17 protein-coding genes are annotated in these 15,674 nt (G+C 63.4%); 6 read left to right on the top strand and 11 right to left on the bottom strand.

Annotated features, from left to right (window positions below; translation table 11 throughout):
- Position 1: 1 nt before the first annotated feature.
- The 7 genes from AC3WS7_RS01365 to AC3WS7_RS01335 form a co-directional block, all read right to left on the bottom strand.
- Positions 2-889: an L-fucono-1,5-lactonase gene (locus AC3WS7_RS01365; RefSeq protein ID WP_492655115.1), complete on the bottom strand. Its 888-nt coding sequence runs from the start codon at positions 887-889 to the stop codon at positions 2-4.
- The gene (locus AC3WS7_RS01360; protein WP_492655114.1) at positions 886-2,178 is read right to left on the bottom strand and encodes an L-fuconate dehydratase; all 1,293 of its coding nucleotides are present in this window, start codon (positions 2,176-2,178) and stop codon (positions 886-888) included. Before AC3WS7_RS01360 ends, AC3WS7_RS01365 begins: the two co-directional genes overlap by 4 nt.
- Before the next feature lies 1 nt (position 2,179).
- Positions 2,180-3,034, bottom strand: a complete 855-nt coding sequence (locus tag AC3WS7_RS01355; protein ID WP_296465772.1) for a fumarylacetoacetate hydrolase family protein — start codon at positions 3,032-3,034, stop codon at positions 2,180-2,182.
- A gap of 71 nt (positions 3,035-3,105) precedes the next feature.
- Positions 3,106-4,047 (bottom strand): ABC transporter substrate-binding protein, encoded by a 942-nt coding sequence (locus AC3WS7_RS01350; RefSeq protein ID WP_296465770.1) that lies wholly within the window; start codon positions 4,045-4,047, stop codon positions 3,106-3,108.
- 98 nt (positions 4,048-4,145) lie between these two features.
- Positions 4,146-5,147: an ABC transporter permease gene (locus tag AC3WS7_RS01345; RefSeq protein ID WP_296465767.1), complete on the bottom strand. Its 1,002-nt coding sequence runs from the start codon at positions 5,145-5,147 to the stop codon at positions 4,146-4,148.
- A 23-nt stretch (positions 5,148-5,170) separates the two neighbouring features.
- Entirely contained in the window at positions 5,171-6,664 is a 1,494-nt protein-coding gene (locus AC3WS7_RS01340; protein WP_296466458.1) for a sugar ABC transporter ATP-binding protein, read from the bottom strand.
- 28 nt (positions 6,665-6,692) lie between these two features.
- Positions 6,693-7,454 (bottom strand): SDR family oxidoreductase, encoded by a 762-nt coding sequence (locus tag AC3WS7_RS01335; protein ID WP_492655113.1) that lies wholly within the window; start codon positions 7,452-7,454, stop codon positions 6,693-6,695.
- 147 nt (positions 7,455-7,601) lie between these two features.
- Here AC3WS7_RS01335 and AC3WS7_RS01330 point away from each other — a divergent pair, with 147 nt between their 5' ends.
- Complete coding sequence (locus AC3WS7_RS01330) at positions 7,602-8,450, top strand: IclR family transcriptional regulator (protein ID WP_492655112.1); 849 nt, start codon at positions 7,602-7,604, stop codon at positions 8,448-8,450.
- Positions 8,451-8,505: 55 nt separating this feature from the next.
- Here AC3WS7_RS01330 and AC3WS7_RS01325 read toward each other — a convergent pair whose 3' ends face one another.
- The 4 genes from AC3WS7_RS01325 to AC3WS7_RS01310 all read right to left on the bottom strand — a co-directional run bounded on the left by AC3WS7_RS01325 (position 8,506) and on the right by AC3WS7_RS01310 (position 11,897).
- Complete coding sequence (locus tag AC3WS7_RS01325) at positions 8,506-9,045, bottom strand: hypothetical protein (protein ID WP_492655111.1); 540 nt, start codon at positions 9,043-9,045, stop codon at positions 8,506-8,508.
- Positions 9,046-9,212: 167 nt separating this feature from the next.
- Positions 9,213-10,106 carry a DMT family transporter gene (locus AC3WS7_RS01320; RefSeq protein WP_492655110.1) on the bottom strand — a complete coding sequence of 298 codons (894 nt, stop codon included), beginning with the start codon at positions 10,104-10,106 and terminating at the stop codon, positions 9,213-9,215.
- 25 nt (positions 10,107-10,131) lie between these two features.
- Entirely contained in the window at positions 10,132-10,812 is a 681-nt protein-coding gene (locus AC3WS7_RS01315; protein WP_296465732.1) for a hypothetical protein, read from the bottom strand.
- Between the two features lie 8 nt (positions 10,813-10,820).
- Positions 10,821-11,897, bottom strand: coding sequence for a 3'-5' exonuclease (locus AC3WS7_RS01310; protein WP_492655109.1), 1,077 nt, complete (start codon positions 11,895-11,897; stop codon positions 10,821-10,823).
- A 93-nt stretch (positions 11,898-11,990) separates the two neighbouring features.
- Here AC3WS7_RS01310 and AC3WS7_RS01305 point away from each other — a divergent pair, with 93 nt between their 5' ends.
- The 5 genes from AC3WS7_RS01305 to AC3WS7_RS01285 all read left to right on the top strand — a co-directional run bounded on the left by AC3WS7_RS01305 (position 11,991) and on the right by AC3WS7_RS01285 (position 15,669).
- Positions 11,991-12,449, top strand: a complete 459-nt coding sequence (locus tag AC3WS7_RS01305) for a flavodoxin domain-containing protein (protein ID WP_492655108.1) — start codon at positions 11,991-11,993, stop codon at positions 12,447-12,449.
- Positions 12,450-12,521: 72 nt separating this feature from the next.
- The gene (locus AC3WS7_RS01300; protein ID WP_296465724.1) at positions 12,522-13,439 is read left to right on the top strand and encodes a CoA transferase; all 918 of its coding nucleotides are present in this window, start codon (positions 12,522-12,524) and stop codon (positions 13,437-13,439) included.
- Positions 13,440-13,491: 52 nt separating this feature from the next.
- Positions 13,492-14,559, top strand: a complete 1,068-nt coding sequence (locus AC3WS7_RS01295; protein WP_492655107.1) for an acyltransferase family protein — start codon at positions 13,492-13,494, stop codon at positions 14,557-14,559.
- A gap of 31 nt (positions 14,560-14,590) precedes the next feature.
- Positions 14,591-15,304 carry a YebC/PmpR family DNA-binding transcriptional regulator gene (locus AC3WS7_RS01290; RefSeq protein ID WP_296465720.1) on the top strand — a complete coding sequence of 238 codons (714 nt, stop codon included), beginning with the start codon at positions 14,591-14,593 and terminating at the stop codon, positions 15,302-15,304.
- Entirely contained in the window at positions 15,301-15,669 is a 369-nt protein-coding gene (locus AC3WS7_RS01285) for a DUF1294 domain-containing protein (protein WP_492655106.1), read from the top strand. The genes AC3WS7_RS01290 and AC3WS7_RS01285 overlap by 4 nt, the downstream gene beginning before the upstream one ends.
- The last annotated feature ends 5 nt before the right edge of the window (positions 15,670-15,674 follow it).

Genomic DNA, 15,674 nt, shown 5'->3' with positions numbered 1-15,674 from the left:
GTCAATCGGTCAGTGCCTGCACATTCAGGCCATAACAACGCACGGCGTTGCCGCTCCAGAAGGCATCTTGCTCACGCACGGTCAAGCGGGAGCTGGCCCATTTGTGCGCCAGGCCGTGTACTGCTTCGTAAGGAGCCGCAAGCTGGCACACCGGCCAGTCCGAACCGAACATCAGCCGTTGCGGTCCAAAAGCCTCCAGCGCCTGGTCAAAGCAGGACAAGATGATTTTGGCGTCCTCGGGCGTGATGCCGCGGTGCGCACCCCAGTCCGCTTCGGTCACCGCCCCCGACAGTTTGCACATCACATGCGGCAAGGTAGCCAGTTCGCGGATGCAAGTGCTCCAGCGGCGGGACACCTCGGCGTTGCGCATCCAGTCCCGCACCGCAGGTTTGCCCACATGGTCCAACACCAGCCAATGTTTGTCATGGCGGGCACAAAACTCGGTCACCGCGGGCAACTGGTGGTCAAACACCAGCACGTCATAGACCAGGCCCCGCTGCTGCAAAGCGCGCAGGCCCTGGTTGATGGCCGGCGCATTCACCCAGGCCCCCACGTCTGGCTCATCCTGCAGGATGTGGCGCAGGCCCCTGAAGGCCGCATGCGCGCCCCATTGGTCCAGCCGATGTTCCAGATCTGCCCCCGCCAGGTCGGCCCAACCCACCACACCAATCACCTCAGGGTTGTGGTCGGCCACCCGCAGCAAAAAATCGGTTTCTGCTGCCAGGGTGCGCGCCTGCACCGCCACCACGGCATCCACGCCCGCAGCCCGCATGGCCGCCTCGCAGTCCACCGGCATGCAGTCCCGCTGCAAGGCGGGCATGGCTTCGCTGATCCAGGGAAACTCCTCGGCACGGTAACGCCAGTAGTGCTGGTGGGTGTCGATTTTCATGCCGCTTTGGCTTGGAGTTGGAAGGTGTAGTGCTGGAGCGATTCGGGTTTCATCTCAATCGAGAAGCCCGGTGCCTTGGGCGGCATATACGCCGCATTCTCAATCACACACGGCTCCTTGAAGTGCTCGTGCAGATGGTCCACGTACTCGATCACACGCCCCTCGCGGGTACCAGCGATACACAGGTAGTCGATCATGGACAAATGCTGCACGTATTCACACAGGCCCACGCCCCCGGCGTGCGGGCACACCGGCAAGTTGTATTTGGCAGCCATCAACATCACCGCCAGAATTTCGTTCACCCCCCCCAGGCGGCAGGAGTCGATCTGCACCACGTCAATGGCACCGCGCATGATGAGCTGCTTGAAGATGATGCGGTTCTGGCACATCTCGCCGGTTGCCACCTTCACGGGGGCCACACCCTCGCGGATCACGCGGTGACCTTCGATGTCGTCCGGGCTGGTGGGCTCTTCAATGAACCAGGGCTTGCAGAAGGCCAGGTCCTTGACCCATTCCACCGCCTGTTGCACGTCCCACACCTGGTTGGCGTCGATCATGAGCTGGCGGTTCGGGCCCAGTACTTCGCGGGCGATGGTCAGGCGGCGGATGTCGTCGGCCTTGTCACGGCCCACCTTCATCTTCACGTGGTTGAAGCCCGCGTCAATGGCCTCCTGGCACAGGCGGCGCAGCTTGTCATCGTCGTAGCCCAGCCAGCCGGCGGACGTGGTGTAGCAAGGGTAGCCCTCGCGCTCCAGCGTGGCCCAGCGTTCGGCCTTGCCCACAGCCTGCTTTTGCAACAGGGCCAAGGCTTCTTCGGGCGTGATGCAGTCGGTGATGTAACGAAAGTCGATCAGCTTGACGAGCTCTTCGGGGCTCATGCGCGCCACCAGGGCCCACACCGGCACCCCCTCCTGCTTGGCCCACAGGTCCCACACCGCGTTGACCACCGCGCCCGTGGCCAGGTGGATCGCGCCCTTGTCCGGGCCAATCCAGCGCAGTTGGCTGTCGGACGTGATGTAGCGCCAGAAGCGGCCCATGTCTTCGGCCACCCAGGCCATGTCCAGGCCCACCACCAGATGGCGCATGGCTTCGATGGCGGCGCAGCAGATCTCGTTGCCACGGCCAATCGTGAATGTGAGGCCATGGCCTTCCAGGCCGGGCTGGTCAGTTTCCAGGATCACATACGCCGCAGAATAGTCCGGATCCGGGTTCATGGCATCCGAGCCATCCAGGTGTTGGGACGTGGGAAAGCGCACGTCCACGACGCGCATATGGGTGATCTTGCTCATGTCAGGCCTGGATGGTCTTCTGGGTTTGGGTGCCCAGGCCGTCAATGCCCAGGTGAATCACTTGGCCGGCGCGCAGGTACTGCGGCGGCTTCTGGCCCATGCCCACACCGGGCGGGGTGCCAGTGGAAATCACGTCGCCCGGTTGCAGGCTCATGAATTTGCTCAGGTAGGCAATGAGGAACTTCACGCCGTACACCATGGTGGAGGTGCTGCCGTTCTGAAAGCGTTTGCCATCCACCTCCAGCCACATCTTCAGGGCCTGCGGATCAGGCACTTCATCCGCCGTCACCAGCCAGGGGCCGGTGGGGCCAAAGGTGTCGCAGCCCTTGCCCTTGTCCCAGGTACCACTGCGGTCCAGCTGGTATTCGCGCTCGGACACATCGTTGACCACACAGTAGCCCGCTACATGGGACAGTGCATCGGCTTCCTCGATGTAACGACCGCCCTTGCCAATCACCACGCCCAGTTCCACTTCCCAGTCGGTCTTGACTGAGCCACGCGGAATTTCCACCTGGTCATCGGGGCCGACGATGGCGCTGGTCCACTTGTTGAAGACCACGGGCTCGGGCGGCACCTGCATGCCGCTCTCCGCCGCATGGTCGGAGTAATTCAGTCCGATGCAAATGAACTTGCCGACCTGGCCTACACAGGCTCCGAGGCGCAAGTCTTTCTGCGGAGTGCCTGCCACCAGGGGCAAGCTCTCGATGTTCACGCCACGCAAACGCGCCAGGCTCTCGGGCAGCAGCGCGGCACCAGCCACATCGGCAATCTGTCCCGACAGGTCGCGCACGCGGCCTTGGGCATCCAACACACCGGGCTTTTCCTGACCTGGCAATCCGTAGCGTAAAAGTTTCACAGTCTTATCCTCAAAGTAACAACAAACGGGGCAAGCCAACGCTACGCAGCGGGCTCGCCCCCCGGGAAAAATCAATCGTAAAGAACCGCAGCGATCTTGGGATCGTTCATGTTGCTCTTGTCGTAGTAGTAGAAACCGGTGTCGATGATCTTGGGCAGTTTTTCACCTTTGAGTGTCTTCACAGCGGCTTCCACAGTCTTGTAGCCAATGCCCACGGGGTTCTGGGTGATCGAGCCAGCAATGGTGCCGTCGTTGATCATGTCCTTCTGTGCCTTGCCCGAGTCAAAGCCGATGATGGTCACACCGGTCTTCTTGGCTTCCTTGATGCCTTTGCCAGCACCGATGGCACCCGGCTCATTGGTACCAAAAATGCCCTTCAGCTTGGGGTGGGCCTGCACCAGGGCCTTGGCGATTTCCGCAGACTTCAGCTGGTCACCGCCGTACTGCACGTCCACCACCTTGATCTTGGGGTACTTGGCCTTGATCTGGTTCAGGAAACCGTCGCGGCGGTCCACACCGGTGCGGCTGGTCTGGTCATGGGCAATCACGGCCACTTCGCCTTCGCCACCGATCTTCTCGGCCATCTTGTCAGCTGCCAGTGCAGCGGCAGACACGTTGTTGGTGGTGGCGGTGGTCACCGGGATGTCGCTGTCCACACCCGAGTCAAAGGCGATGACGGGGACTTTGGCGGCCTGTGCCTTCTTCAGCAGCGGAATGGCGGCCTTGCTGTCCAGCGCGGCAAATCCGATGGCAGCGGGCTTCTTGGCCATGGCCGCCGACAGCATGTCGATCTGCTTGTCCACTTGCTGCTCGGTTTCCGGGCCTTCAAAGGTGACCTTCACCTTGTAGTCCTTGGCGGCCTGGTCAGCGCCCTGCTTCACGGCTTGCCAGAACTGGTGCTGGAAGCCTTTGGACACCAGGGGGATGTAAATCTCCTGGGCGGTAGCGAAGCTGGAAAAACCAGCCAGTGCCAAGCCGGCAGTCAAAGCCAGCAGTTGTCGTTTTGCGTTCATGGGTTGTCTCCTGTTAGAAAAAGTTATGTCACACGGAATCACAAGGGGGAAAAGAATCAAAAAGCCGGGGGCTGTGCATGGGGTGTCGTTCGGTCTCCTTACTTCTTGTTGCGGCGCAGGTTGTCGGTGTAAACCGCCAGGATGATGATGAGACCGGTGAGCACCATCTGCCACTCCTGGGCCACCGACATGATGCGCAGGCCGTTGATCAGCACACTCATGATGAAAGCGCCGATGATGGTGCCCAGAATGGTGCCCACACCGCCACTGAGCGAGGTCCCGCCAATCACCACGGCGGCGATGGCGTCGAGTTCATAACCCTGCCCCAGCGCAGGCTGGGCCGAGTTCAGGCGGGAGGCAATCAACAAACCCGAAATGCCGCAAATCCCGCCGGAAAAGGTGTAAATGATGACTTTCCAGCGGTCCACATTCACACCCGAGAGTCGCACCGCTTCTTCATTGCTGCCCAGCGCAAAGGTGTAGCGCCCCAGGGCAGTCTTGTTCAGCACCACGGCACAGACGATGGCCACCAGAAACAGGATCAGCACCCCATTGGGAATCGGCAGCGACGGGAACACGTCACCGATCAGGGACCCCAGGGAGATCTGGTCAAAGCCCTCCACATCGCTAAAGTAAATCGGGCGGGTCTGGGTGATCAGCAAGGACAGGCCCTTGAGCAACATCATCATGCCCAGCGTGGCAATAAAGGGGGGTACCTTGAGCTTGGTGATGGCCAGGCCGGACACACAGCCCGACAAGGCCCCCATGCCCAGCGCACACACCACGCCCAGTGGCATGGGCATCCCCAGGTTCACCATGAACACGCCCGCCATCACGGCACTGAACGTCATCAAAACCCCCACCGAGAGGTCAATACCCGAGGTGATGATGATGAAGGTACTGGCAATGGCCAGCACCCCAATCACGGTGGTGGACTGCAGGATGCCAATGATGTTGTCCTGCGTCATGAAGGCATCGGGCTTGAGCACGGTGAACACCAGGATCAAGGCAATCAGGCTGGCAAAGGCCAAGAGTTTTTGTTTGGCCTGGCCACCCGACAGGCGAGCCAACCAGGAAGAAGAGGAAGTCGTTTGTGTCATTGCTAAACCTTGTATTTTTCTAGTCAGTCGCGCCGGGTTGCCAGGGCCATCAGGCTTTCCTGCGTGGCTTCGTCACCGCGCACCTCACCGGTGATGCGGCCTTCGCACATCACCACAATGCGGTGGCTCAACAGCAGCACCTCGGGCAGTTCGCTGGAGATCACGATGATGGCGCGCCCCTGCGCGGCCAGGTCGTTCAGGAGTTTGTAGATCTCGCTCTTGGCCCCCACGTCAATACCGCGGGTAGGCTCGTCAAAAATCAGCACTTCGCAGTCCTGCACCAGCCACTTGGCAATCACCACCTTCTGCTGGTTGCCACCCGACAGCAGCTTGGCCGTCTGCGTCAGCGATGGTGTCTTGATGCGCAGCTTCTCCACCATCTGCTGCGAGACGGCCTGGATCGCCGGCCGGTTCAGGAACATCCCCCATTTGAGCCAACGCTTCAAGCTGGGCAAGGTGATGTTGGATTCCACATCCATGCCGGTGGCCAGGCCAAAATGCTTGCGGTCTTCCGACAGGTAGCCAATGCCCGCCTCCACCGCATCGGTAGGGGAGGTCAGACGAACCACCTGCCCCCGCACCCGCACTTCGCCGGAGTCAATAGGGTCGGCGCCAAACACCGCACGCGCCACCTCGGTACGGCCAGCGCCCATAAGACCGGCAAAACCCAAAATTTCGCCACGGCGCACGGTGAAACTCACATCGCGGATGGCGCGCCCGCGGTTCACCCCCCGCACATCCAGCAGCACCTCGTTGGCGGAGGTGTCGGGAATCGTCTTCTGCACATGGTCCAGCTTGCGCCCCACCATCATCGCAATCACCTCCGACATGGGCGTGGCAGATGGCACGGTGGCGATGTAGGCACCATCGCGCATCACGGTGATACGGTCGGCAATGCGCTGGATCTCATCCATCTTGTGCGAGATGTAGACAATGCCCACCCCCTCGCTCTTGAGCTGGCGAATGATGCGAAACAGCTCCTCGATCTCGGCGTTGTTCAGCGCAGCCGTGGGCTCATCCATGATCAGCACACGCGACTTGTGGGACAGGGCCTTGGCAATCTCCACCATCTGCTGGCGTGCCACGGTCAAGTCACCAATCGTCGTGGTGGGCGACAACTGCAGGTTCAAGCGGTCAAACAGGGCCTGGGCATCGCGGTTGAGCTGCGCTTCGTCCAACAGCAGGCCCGCGGCCTTGCGCGGCTCACGGCCCAGAAAGATGTTTTGTGCCGCCGTCAGGTGGCCCATCAGATGCAGCTCCTGGTGGATGATGCCGATGGCCAGTGACTGTGCATGGGCCGGGCTCTCGATCTCCACGGGCTTGCCATCCAGCAACACTTCGCCGCTGTCTTTGCGGTACACGCCTGCCAGGATTTTCATCAGCGTGGACTTACCCGCGCCGTTTTCGCCCATCAGGGCATGCACCTCACCGGGCATCAGGTCAAAGCGCACGCCATCGAGCGCACGCACACCCGGAAACGATTTGCTGAGGTTTTGTACGGAAACCAGTGCGGTCACAGTCAGGCCTTTGTAGCAGTGGGCATCATCAGATGGTGACACCACCGTCCACCAGCAGCGTCTGCCCGGTGACAAAACGGGACTCGTCGCTGGCCAAAAACACCACCATGGGCGTGATGTCGTCCACCGAAGCCAGGCGCCCCATGGGCTGGCGCGCAATAAAGTCTTTTTCGGCCTGCACCGGGTCGGCGGCGCTGGCAATGCGTCCGCGCAGGGACGGTGTATCCACCGTGCCCGGGCACAGTGCGTTGGCGCGCACGCCCGCCTTCACGTAGTCAGCTGCGATGGATTTGGTCAGGCCAATGACGGCGGCCTTGGTGGTGCCATAGGCGCAACGGTTGGCAAACCCTTTGATGCTGGACGCCATGGACGCCATATTGATGATGGACACGCTGCCGCCCTGGGTTTGCACCTTGGCCAACATGGCCGGCAGAAAGGCCCGCGTCATGCGGAACATGCTTTTCACGTTCAGGTCAAAGCTCAGGTCCCAGTCGGCCTCGGTGCCGTCGAGCACGCTGCCATTGGCCACCATGCCGGCGCAATTGAACAAGGCGTCCAGCGCAGGCGTGCGCGCTGCCAATGCCGCCACCGCCGCGTCGCTGCGCACATCCAGCAGTTCCACCTGAATGCTGCTGTGCTCTGCGGCCAGGCTGTCCAGAAATGCCTGGTTGATATCGGTGGCGATCACACGTGCACCTTCTGCCGCACAGGCCAGTGCACTGGCCCGGCCAATGCCCTGGGCCGCTGCGGTGATGAGCACTGTTTTACCTTGCAAACGCCCTTGACCCATGCTGCTGACTCCGGTTTAATAATTTAAATATGAACAAACTATTCATGTATGAAGCAGAATGATAGGCAGCTTTGCGCGACCAACGCCTAGTACTTACCCTAGCGCTGCAGGGCTCTGCTATAAAAACCTTCCTCGAAAGTGCCCACCATGACCACGCCCCCTCCCAAAGCCCGCGGCCGCAGCCCCAAGACCAAAGAGCAGGACGAATCCACGCTGCCCCCCGAAGACCGCTACCGCGCACCTGCACTCGACAAAGGCCTGGACATTCTGGAATTGCTGGCCACCCAGCCGCATGGGCTGACACGCGCCGAGATCGTGAAAGAAATGGACCGCAGCGCCAGCGAGATCTACCGCATGCTGGAGCGCCTGGTGGCACGCCAATACGTCATGCGCAACCCGTCTGGCGACCGCTATGCGCTGAGCCTGAAATTGTTTGCGCTGGCCAATATGCATCCGCCCCTGAGCCGGCTCATCAACCAGGCCCTGCCGGTGATGGACGAGTTTGCCCGCAAGGCCGAACAGTCCTGCCACATGGGGGTGTATGACCGCGGCAACGTACTCATCAGCGCCCAGATCAACAGCCCCAGCGGCTGGAGCTTTGCGGTGCAGCGCGGAGCACGTGTGGGCCTGCTGGACACCGCCTCGGGCCACCTGCTGCTGGCCTATGCCGACGAAGGCAGCTACCGCCGCATGCTGGCTGAACACACGCCGCTGGACGGTGAGGTGCCCATCACCGAGGCCGAGCTGCAAGCCACCCTGGCCAGCATCCGCAAACGCGGCTACCTGGAGCGGGACAGTGCACAGACGCTGGGGGTGGTGGATATCTCCTTCCCCATCCTGGGGCCCGACAACACCGCCCTGGCCACCCTCACCTGCCCCTACATCCGCCGTATCGACCGGCACGTGGGCCCGCAAATGGAAGAGGTACGCGAATCCCTGCGCCACGCGGCGCAGGCCCTGTCGCTGACGCAGGGCATGGCGCGGGAGGTGATCTGAATTGCTATAAATTCAATAGCTGTTTGCGCAGTAGCTGCGCGGGCTAGGCAGCGATTTAACTCACAAACACGTACTTGCCAGAAAGCTTCCTGGGCGAAAACGCGAGAAAGTCCGGAAACAGCTTGGAACGCACATACCAGACATAGGCCAGCACCGCGACGCTGATCGCCACCACCACCAAGGTGATGACGGGCTGGGTGCCAAAATCCTTGAAGGCCTTGGGAAGCTGCACGATCTGCAGCAGGAGGTAGGCGTTGTAGTACCCCACCAGGTTTTTGTAAAACCCCCAGGCAAACAGCAGCGGCATGCCGGCGCACAGCGCAATCACCACGCCTTTGCCGACGGGCCCAAACGTAGCGCCCAGACCCCAGCCTATCCACAACCCGAGCAAGGCTTGGGCATACATGATCCACAGCAGCCAGTCGATCTTGCTGGCATGTTCGTCCACCTCAGCGGCCCCCACATGGGATGCGATGTAGTGCGCCAGCACGCTGTCGCGCACGCCGTGGTCAGACAGCAGCCGAAATACGGCCGTTTTGCCCACACCGGAGCCCAGCAGGGTGTTGACCTTGGCTTTGACTTCTTTCTTCTTCATGGCTTGCCACTCTCCCTGAGTGTTGTGTTGCTTGTGTTATCAGCAGGCCAGCCTCTCCTTGTACGCGGGTGTTGGCGACGCAGCCATGCTGCGCGCGAGTCTAGGCAAAGGGCTGGGGTTTGCCCATCCCCCAAACGGGTGAAAACACACCTTGCGCCACGCAATCCCTATTTGCGCGCCAGCCACACACCAAACACCGTCAGCGCCATGCCCAGCAGCGCCAGCCCGGTCAGTGTCTCGCCAAACAGGGCCCAGGCGATCAGCGCGGTGCACGGTGGCACCAGGTAAAACAGGCTGGCCACATTGACCGCGCTGCCACTGCGGATCAACACATTGAGCAGGCTCACCGCGCCCAGCGAGAGCACCAGCACGAGCCACGCCAGCGCAAATACAAACGACCCAGTCCAGTGGATCTGCAGGGTCTCGGTCTGGCTGGCCACCAGCAGCGTGGCCAGCAAGCTGGGCAGGAACTGGATGACCGAGCCGCTGCGCAGGTCAAACGCGTGGCAGTAGCGCTTCTGGTACAGCGTGCCTGCCGTAATGGCCAGCAGCGCCACCACCACAGGCAGCAGCATGCCAAGCAGCGCACCACCGCTCGCACCAGTCACCACCTTGTGCGCCACCACCAGGCCCACGCCCACAAAACCCAGCGCCAGACCCAGCCACTGCGCAGGCCGCACGCGCTCGCCCAGGAACACACCGGCCCCCAGCGCGGTCAACACGGGCTGCAGCCCCACCACCAGCGCCGTCACCCCCGCGGGCAGCCCCTTGCCAATGGCGATGAACACACCGCCCAGGTAGACCGCATGCACCAGCAGACCTGATACGCCGATGTGCAGCCATTCCCGCACCGTGCGCGGCCAGGGCGCACGTGTGGCCCAGGCCAGCGCCCCCATCAGCACCAGCACAATGGCGTAGCGCAGGCTCAAAAAGGTCAGCGGCCCCGCATCGGGCAGGCCAAACTTGGCGCCAATGAAGCCGGTGCTCCACAGCGCCACAAACAACAAGGGAGTGAGAGAGGTAAAGGTGCTGACGGCCTGGGAATGCGGGGAAGAACTCATCCCCGGATCTTATCGGGCCACGCCCTCAGGCCAGCTCGTCTGCCGTGGCAGAAAACGACAAGGTATACAGCCCGCTAAAGGCACCCGGCTGCGCACCCAGCGCCACCAAAGCGTCCGGGCTCAGCGTGCTGGCCGCCAACGCCGTCAAGGCGCCCAGGTCGTAGCCCATCACCAGCAGCACCCAATCGGCATACCGGTCACCACCGCGGATTTTTTGCTCCGTGGTCTGGGCGATGACCGGCGCTTCGTGGCGAAGCAGGTGCCCGCCCACACAGCCGGGCTGGTCTGCCAGCCGGGCCAACACCGCTTTCAAAGACGCCTGCAGCGCTGCATCGGCACCGGACGCTGGCGAGATGCGCAGGGCCAGCGCATGGCGGGCCACCGCACCACCGCTGGACTCCAGCACATGGCACTGGCTGCGCACCATGTTGCGGTGGTGCGGCATCATCTTGGTGGACCAGGGCGACGGCGCATTCAGGTGCGCCAGGTAGGCGGGTGACGACAGCGTGCGGTGGGCATCCAGCTCGTAGACCTGGAGCACGCCCTCCCCGCCGTCGGCGCTGCTCCAGCGGGTGGCGCGGCTGAAACCCGGAATGCCCAAACGCTCCCGGAAATGCTCGTGCGAGTGCCAGTCCTGAAACTCGGCATTCATGTCGGGAGCCATGTCCCACCACATCGCCAATGCTGCGCTGCCCAGAAGTGCCATATAGGTTCCTAAAGTTGCTGGTGTACCGTCACGCCGCTGCGGGCCGAGTACTTGGCCAGCGCATCCAGCGTCTCGATCTGCACTGCAGCGTGGCGGTTGTTGTAGACCTGCTCTTTGAGCCAGGCAAACTCGGCATGCAGCGCGGCGTCGTCAGAGAGGCGGGTGGCCCAGACGCGCTGGTCGGCGTTCCAGCGGTAGCCACGCGCCTTGAGCAAATCCTTGGCCTCAAACGGGGCGTTGGTCGCGCTCAGGCGGTAGCTGGGGTTGCGCGCCGCCTGCAGCAGGTGGGCCAGCGCAGTGCCCGAGCCCTGGGGCAGCGGTGCCGCCAGCACGGCCAAGAGTGCATGGCAGTCCATTTCGGCGCGGTGCGCGTCGTAGAACAGGCCCAGCGCCTGCGCCAGGCTTTCCAGCTTGGCGGAGCCGCGGCCCTGGGCTTTCCAGTCGATATCGGCAAACGAACAGGCCCAGGCCACCTTGGCAAACGCGGGCAAGCGGCTCTCCACAAACGGGCGGTCAAAGCCGGCGTTGTGGGCAATCACCACGTCCACACCCTGCAGCAGCTCCGCCACGCGGGCCTCGTCCAGCGCTTGGCCCTGCACGTCGGCGTCCGTAATGCCGGTGATCTTCACCACCTCGGCCGGAATCGGCTTGCCCGGGTCTTCCAGCCCGTCGTACACCTGCACCGGGCCCACCGGCAAGCCGGTGGCCGTATCCACGTCCACGCGCAGCAGCGCGAGCTCAATGATTTTTTCCCGGGCCTGGTCTAGGCCGGTGGTTTCGGTGTCCAGCACCAGGATGCGTTGGACGGCGCCCTGCGCCGTGCCGGGCCAGTCCAGCCGGGGCACCAGGCGGCGCTGCACACGGTAGTCGGGATGGGCTTCCAGCGCCTGGGCCATGGCTTCGGCGTCCAGCGTGGCGGTGGGTGCGGCGGCAGGTGTGGGCGCCTGCGGCGGGGTGGGCTTGGCGGTTGCAGACTTGGCGGCGGCCTTGGGCGCGCGGGCCGCGCGCTTGGGCGGCGCGAGGTCCAGGGTGGGCAGCTCGGCCAAAAAGGCAAAGCCCAGCTGCGAATCGAGGGGTTGGGTCACGGGGGCACCTGCAAATGACGGGAATCCCGTTGCCGGGTAGGCCGCCATTATTGCCGCTACCATCGGCGCCAATTCCCATTTCCCCCTCTACGTATGCAGACCACCATCCTCGTGGGCACCATGCACGGCAATGCCAGCAGTGTCGCCCAAGCCCTGCAGTTCAGCGCCGACGACATCCAGGCCACCATAGACGTGCTGCCGATGGACGGCCTGGACATCACCGTGTTCGACCAGCCCGGCGCCTTCATCATTTGCACCAGCACCACTGGTAGTGGCGATGTGCCGGACAACGCGCAGGCCCTGTTCCACTCGCTGGACGCGCAAGCCAAGTACCTGGGCCATGTGCGCTTTGGCCTGGTGGCGCTGGGCGACAGCAGCTATGGCGACAGCTTCATGGGCGGTGGCAAACAGTTTGACGAACGCCTGCGCGACCTGGGCGCCCAGCGCGTGGGCGAGATCTGCGTGCTGGACGCCATGGAAACCAGCCAGCCCGAAGAAGACGCCGTGGCCTGGCTCCAGGCCTGGGCAGTCCAACTGGCGACAGCGGCCTAGCCGTTTGGCATCAAAATAGCCTCTAGCCCCCGTAGCCCCTGCGCAAGCAGCTTCTATTTTGATAGCAAACCCATGAGCACCACGCCCCCTGCCCTTGTCGCCAAACCGCTGCGTCCGCTCAAAGGCGTGCGCATCCTCAGCCTGGCGCTGAACCTGCCGGGGCCGGCCGCTTTGATGCGCTGCCGCGACATGGGCGCCACCTGCGTGAAGCTGGAGCCGCCCCCCCACCCCAGCGCGCCCAAGGGCAGCAGCGGCGACCCCATGGGCCTGTACAACCGCGCGGCCTACGAGGTGATGCACGCGGGCATGAAGATCAGCAGCGCCGACCTCAAGACCGAAGCCGGGCAAAAGGTTCTGCACAAGGCCCTGGCCAGCACCGACATCCTGCTGACCTCCTTTCGCCCCTCCGCGCTCAAAAAGCTCGGGCTCGAATGGAAGGCGCTGCACAAGCGCTACCCCCAGCTCAGCGTGGTGGCCATCGTGGGGGCACCCGGCGCCCGTGCCGAAGAGCCCGGCCACGACCTGACCTACCTGGCCGAGAACGCGCTGGTGACCGGCCTGGACCTGCCGCCCACGCTGTATGCCGACATGGCCGGCTCGCTGATGACCTCTGAGGCCGTGCTGCAGGCCCGCCTGCTGCAGTTGCAAAAGGGCAAGGGCGTGTACCAGGAAGTGGCCTTGTCGGTGGCCGCCGGCTACCTGGCCCTGCCGCGCACCTGGGGCCTGACGGCACCCGGCGCTGCCGTGGGTGGCGGCCATGCGGGTTACCGCGTCTACCCCTGCCAAGACGGCCGTGTGGCCCTGGCTGCGCTGGAGCCGCACTTTGCGGCCGCGCTGGCGGCCGAGGTGGGTCTGCGACAATCGCATATCTTGGCCATGTTCGCCCCCGAGACGCACACGGCCATTGCTGCCTATCTGGCTGGAAAAACCCGCCAACAACTGGACGCCCTGGCCACGGCCAAGGACATCCCCCTGTACACCCTGGCCTAGCCCGCCACGGCGCCTGCCACAGCGCAGGCGCGCGCCCTTTGCTATTGAATTGATGCTGCCGCAACGCCCTGCCTACCGCCTGATCGACCTGCTCAAGATTGTTGCTGCCCAGTGCATCGTCCTGCACCACTTCGCACTCTACGGCCCCCTGTCTGACGCCACCGCCCAGGCCGCCCCCGAATTGGCGGCCTGGTTTTACGACTACGCCCGCATGGCGGTGCAGGTGTTTCTGGTGATGGCCGGCTACCTGGCCGCGCGCAGCCTGGGCCAGACGGACTGGAACCGGCAAGGCTTGCTGCGCACACTGTGGCAGCGCTACGAACGGCTGGTGCTGCCCTTTGCCGCTGCCTTGCTGATCACCATGTTGTGCTCGGCCCTGGCCCGCCCGCACCTGGATGGTGACCTAGTGCCCGCCTCGCCCCAGCTTGGCCAGTGGCTGGCCCACGCCAGCCTGTTGCACAGCGTGCTGGGGGTGGATTCGCTGTCGGCCGGAGTCTGGTACGTGGCCATCGACTTCCAGCTTTACGCCCTGATGGCGCTGCTCTTGTGGCTGTCCCGCGGCAACCGCTGGGTGGCCGGTGCACTGGTGGCGGCCATGGCCGTGGCCTCGCTCACCTGGTTCAACCTGGATGCGGACTACGACGTCTGGGCCCTGTACTTCTTTGGCGCCTACGGCTTGGGCGCGCTGGCCTGGTGGGCTGGCCTGCGCGCGCGCCATAGCGGTTATGCGCTGGCGTTGTACCTGGGCACCGTATCCGTCGGACTGGGCGCGCTGGCGCTGGAATTTCGCGAACGTATTGCGCTGGCCATGGGCGTGTCCACCGTGCTGGCCAGCTTTGGCAGCACGCCGCTGCACCTGCCGCGCCGTGTGGACGCCTGGGTGCGCCGCCTGAGCAACAGCTCGTATGCGCTGTTTCTGGTGCATTTCTCGGTGCTGCTGCTGGCCAATGCACTGTGGGCAGTGCTGGACATTGCCGACGCCGACTGGGCCCTGCCCTTCACCGCTTCGGCCTGGGCGCTGAGCCTCTTGGCCAGCTACGCCTTTCACACCCAGGTAGAGCTGCGTATTGCCCAGTGGCGCAATGGCAGCGCGGCGTTGCCGGCACAAGCCGCCAAGTAAAATCCCCCCGAACAACTCAGAAAGACTCGCTATGGGCGCGCAATGGAAAGCAAAGGGCAAAGCCCTGGTGGCCGATGCCAAGGGCCGGCTGTTTACCAAACTGGTGAAAGAAATTACCGTGGCCGCACGCGGCGGTGCCGACCCGGCCGCCAACGCCAAGCTGCGCCTGGTGGTGGAACAGGCCCGCAAGGTCTCCATGCCCAAGGACACGCTGGACCGCGCCATCAAAAAAGGCGCTGGCCTGACCGGTGAAGTGGTGAACTACGAACACGTCATCTACGAAGGTTTTGCCCCGCACCAGGTGGCCGTGATGGTGGAATGCCTGACCGACAACGTGAAGCGCACCGCACCTGAAATGCGCGTGTTGTTCCGCAAGGGCCAGCTGGGCACCAGTGGTTCGGTGGCCTGGGACTTCAACCACCTCGGCATGATCGAAGCCGCGCCCACCGCGCCCGATGCCGACCCCGAAATGGCCGCCATTGAAGCCGGTGCGCAGGACTTTGAACCCGGCGACGAAGAAGGCAACACCGTCTTCTACACCGACCCCACCGACCTGGACCTGGTCAGCCGCGCCCTGCCCAACTTCGGCTTCAACGTGCTGTCCGCCAAGCTGGGCTACAAGGCCAAGAACCCCGTGGACCCCAGCAGCCTGAGCGCCGAAGCGCTGGAAGAAGTTGAAGCCTTCCTGGCCGCCATCGACGGCAACGACGACGTGCAGAACGTGTACGTGGCGCTGGCGGGTTGAAGCAGCCACTCGCCGCCACCCTGGCGGCAATCTGGGTGGCATGGCTGGGTTGGGACATCTTCCAACACCGCCTGCCGCCCTTGGTTTTGGGGCTTGCTGCTGCTCTGAACGCCGCAACCTTTATCGCCTACTGGCTGGACAAGCGCGCCGCCCGCGCCGGGCAATGGCGCATCCAGGAAAACACCTTGCACTTGCTGGCACTTGCGGGTGGCTGGCCCGCTGCGCGTTTGGCACAGCAGGTGCTGCGGCACAAAACCATCAAGCCCAGTTTTCAGACGACGTATTGGGTGACGGTGTGGGTGCACCTGGGTGCCCTGTGCGGCTACTTGTTCTGGGAGCGGCTCAAACCGCTACTGAATTTATAGCTGCT

The organism is Rhodoferax sp. EU05-FHT12H12 (assembly GCF_058791215.1).
This window is presented reverse-complemented; position numbering and strand designations above follow the sequence as displayed.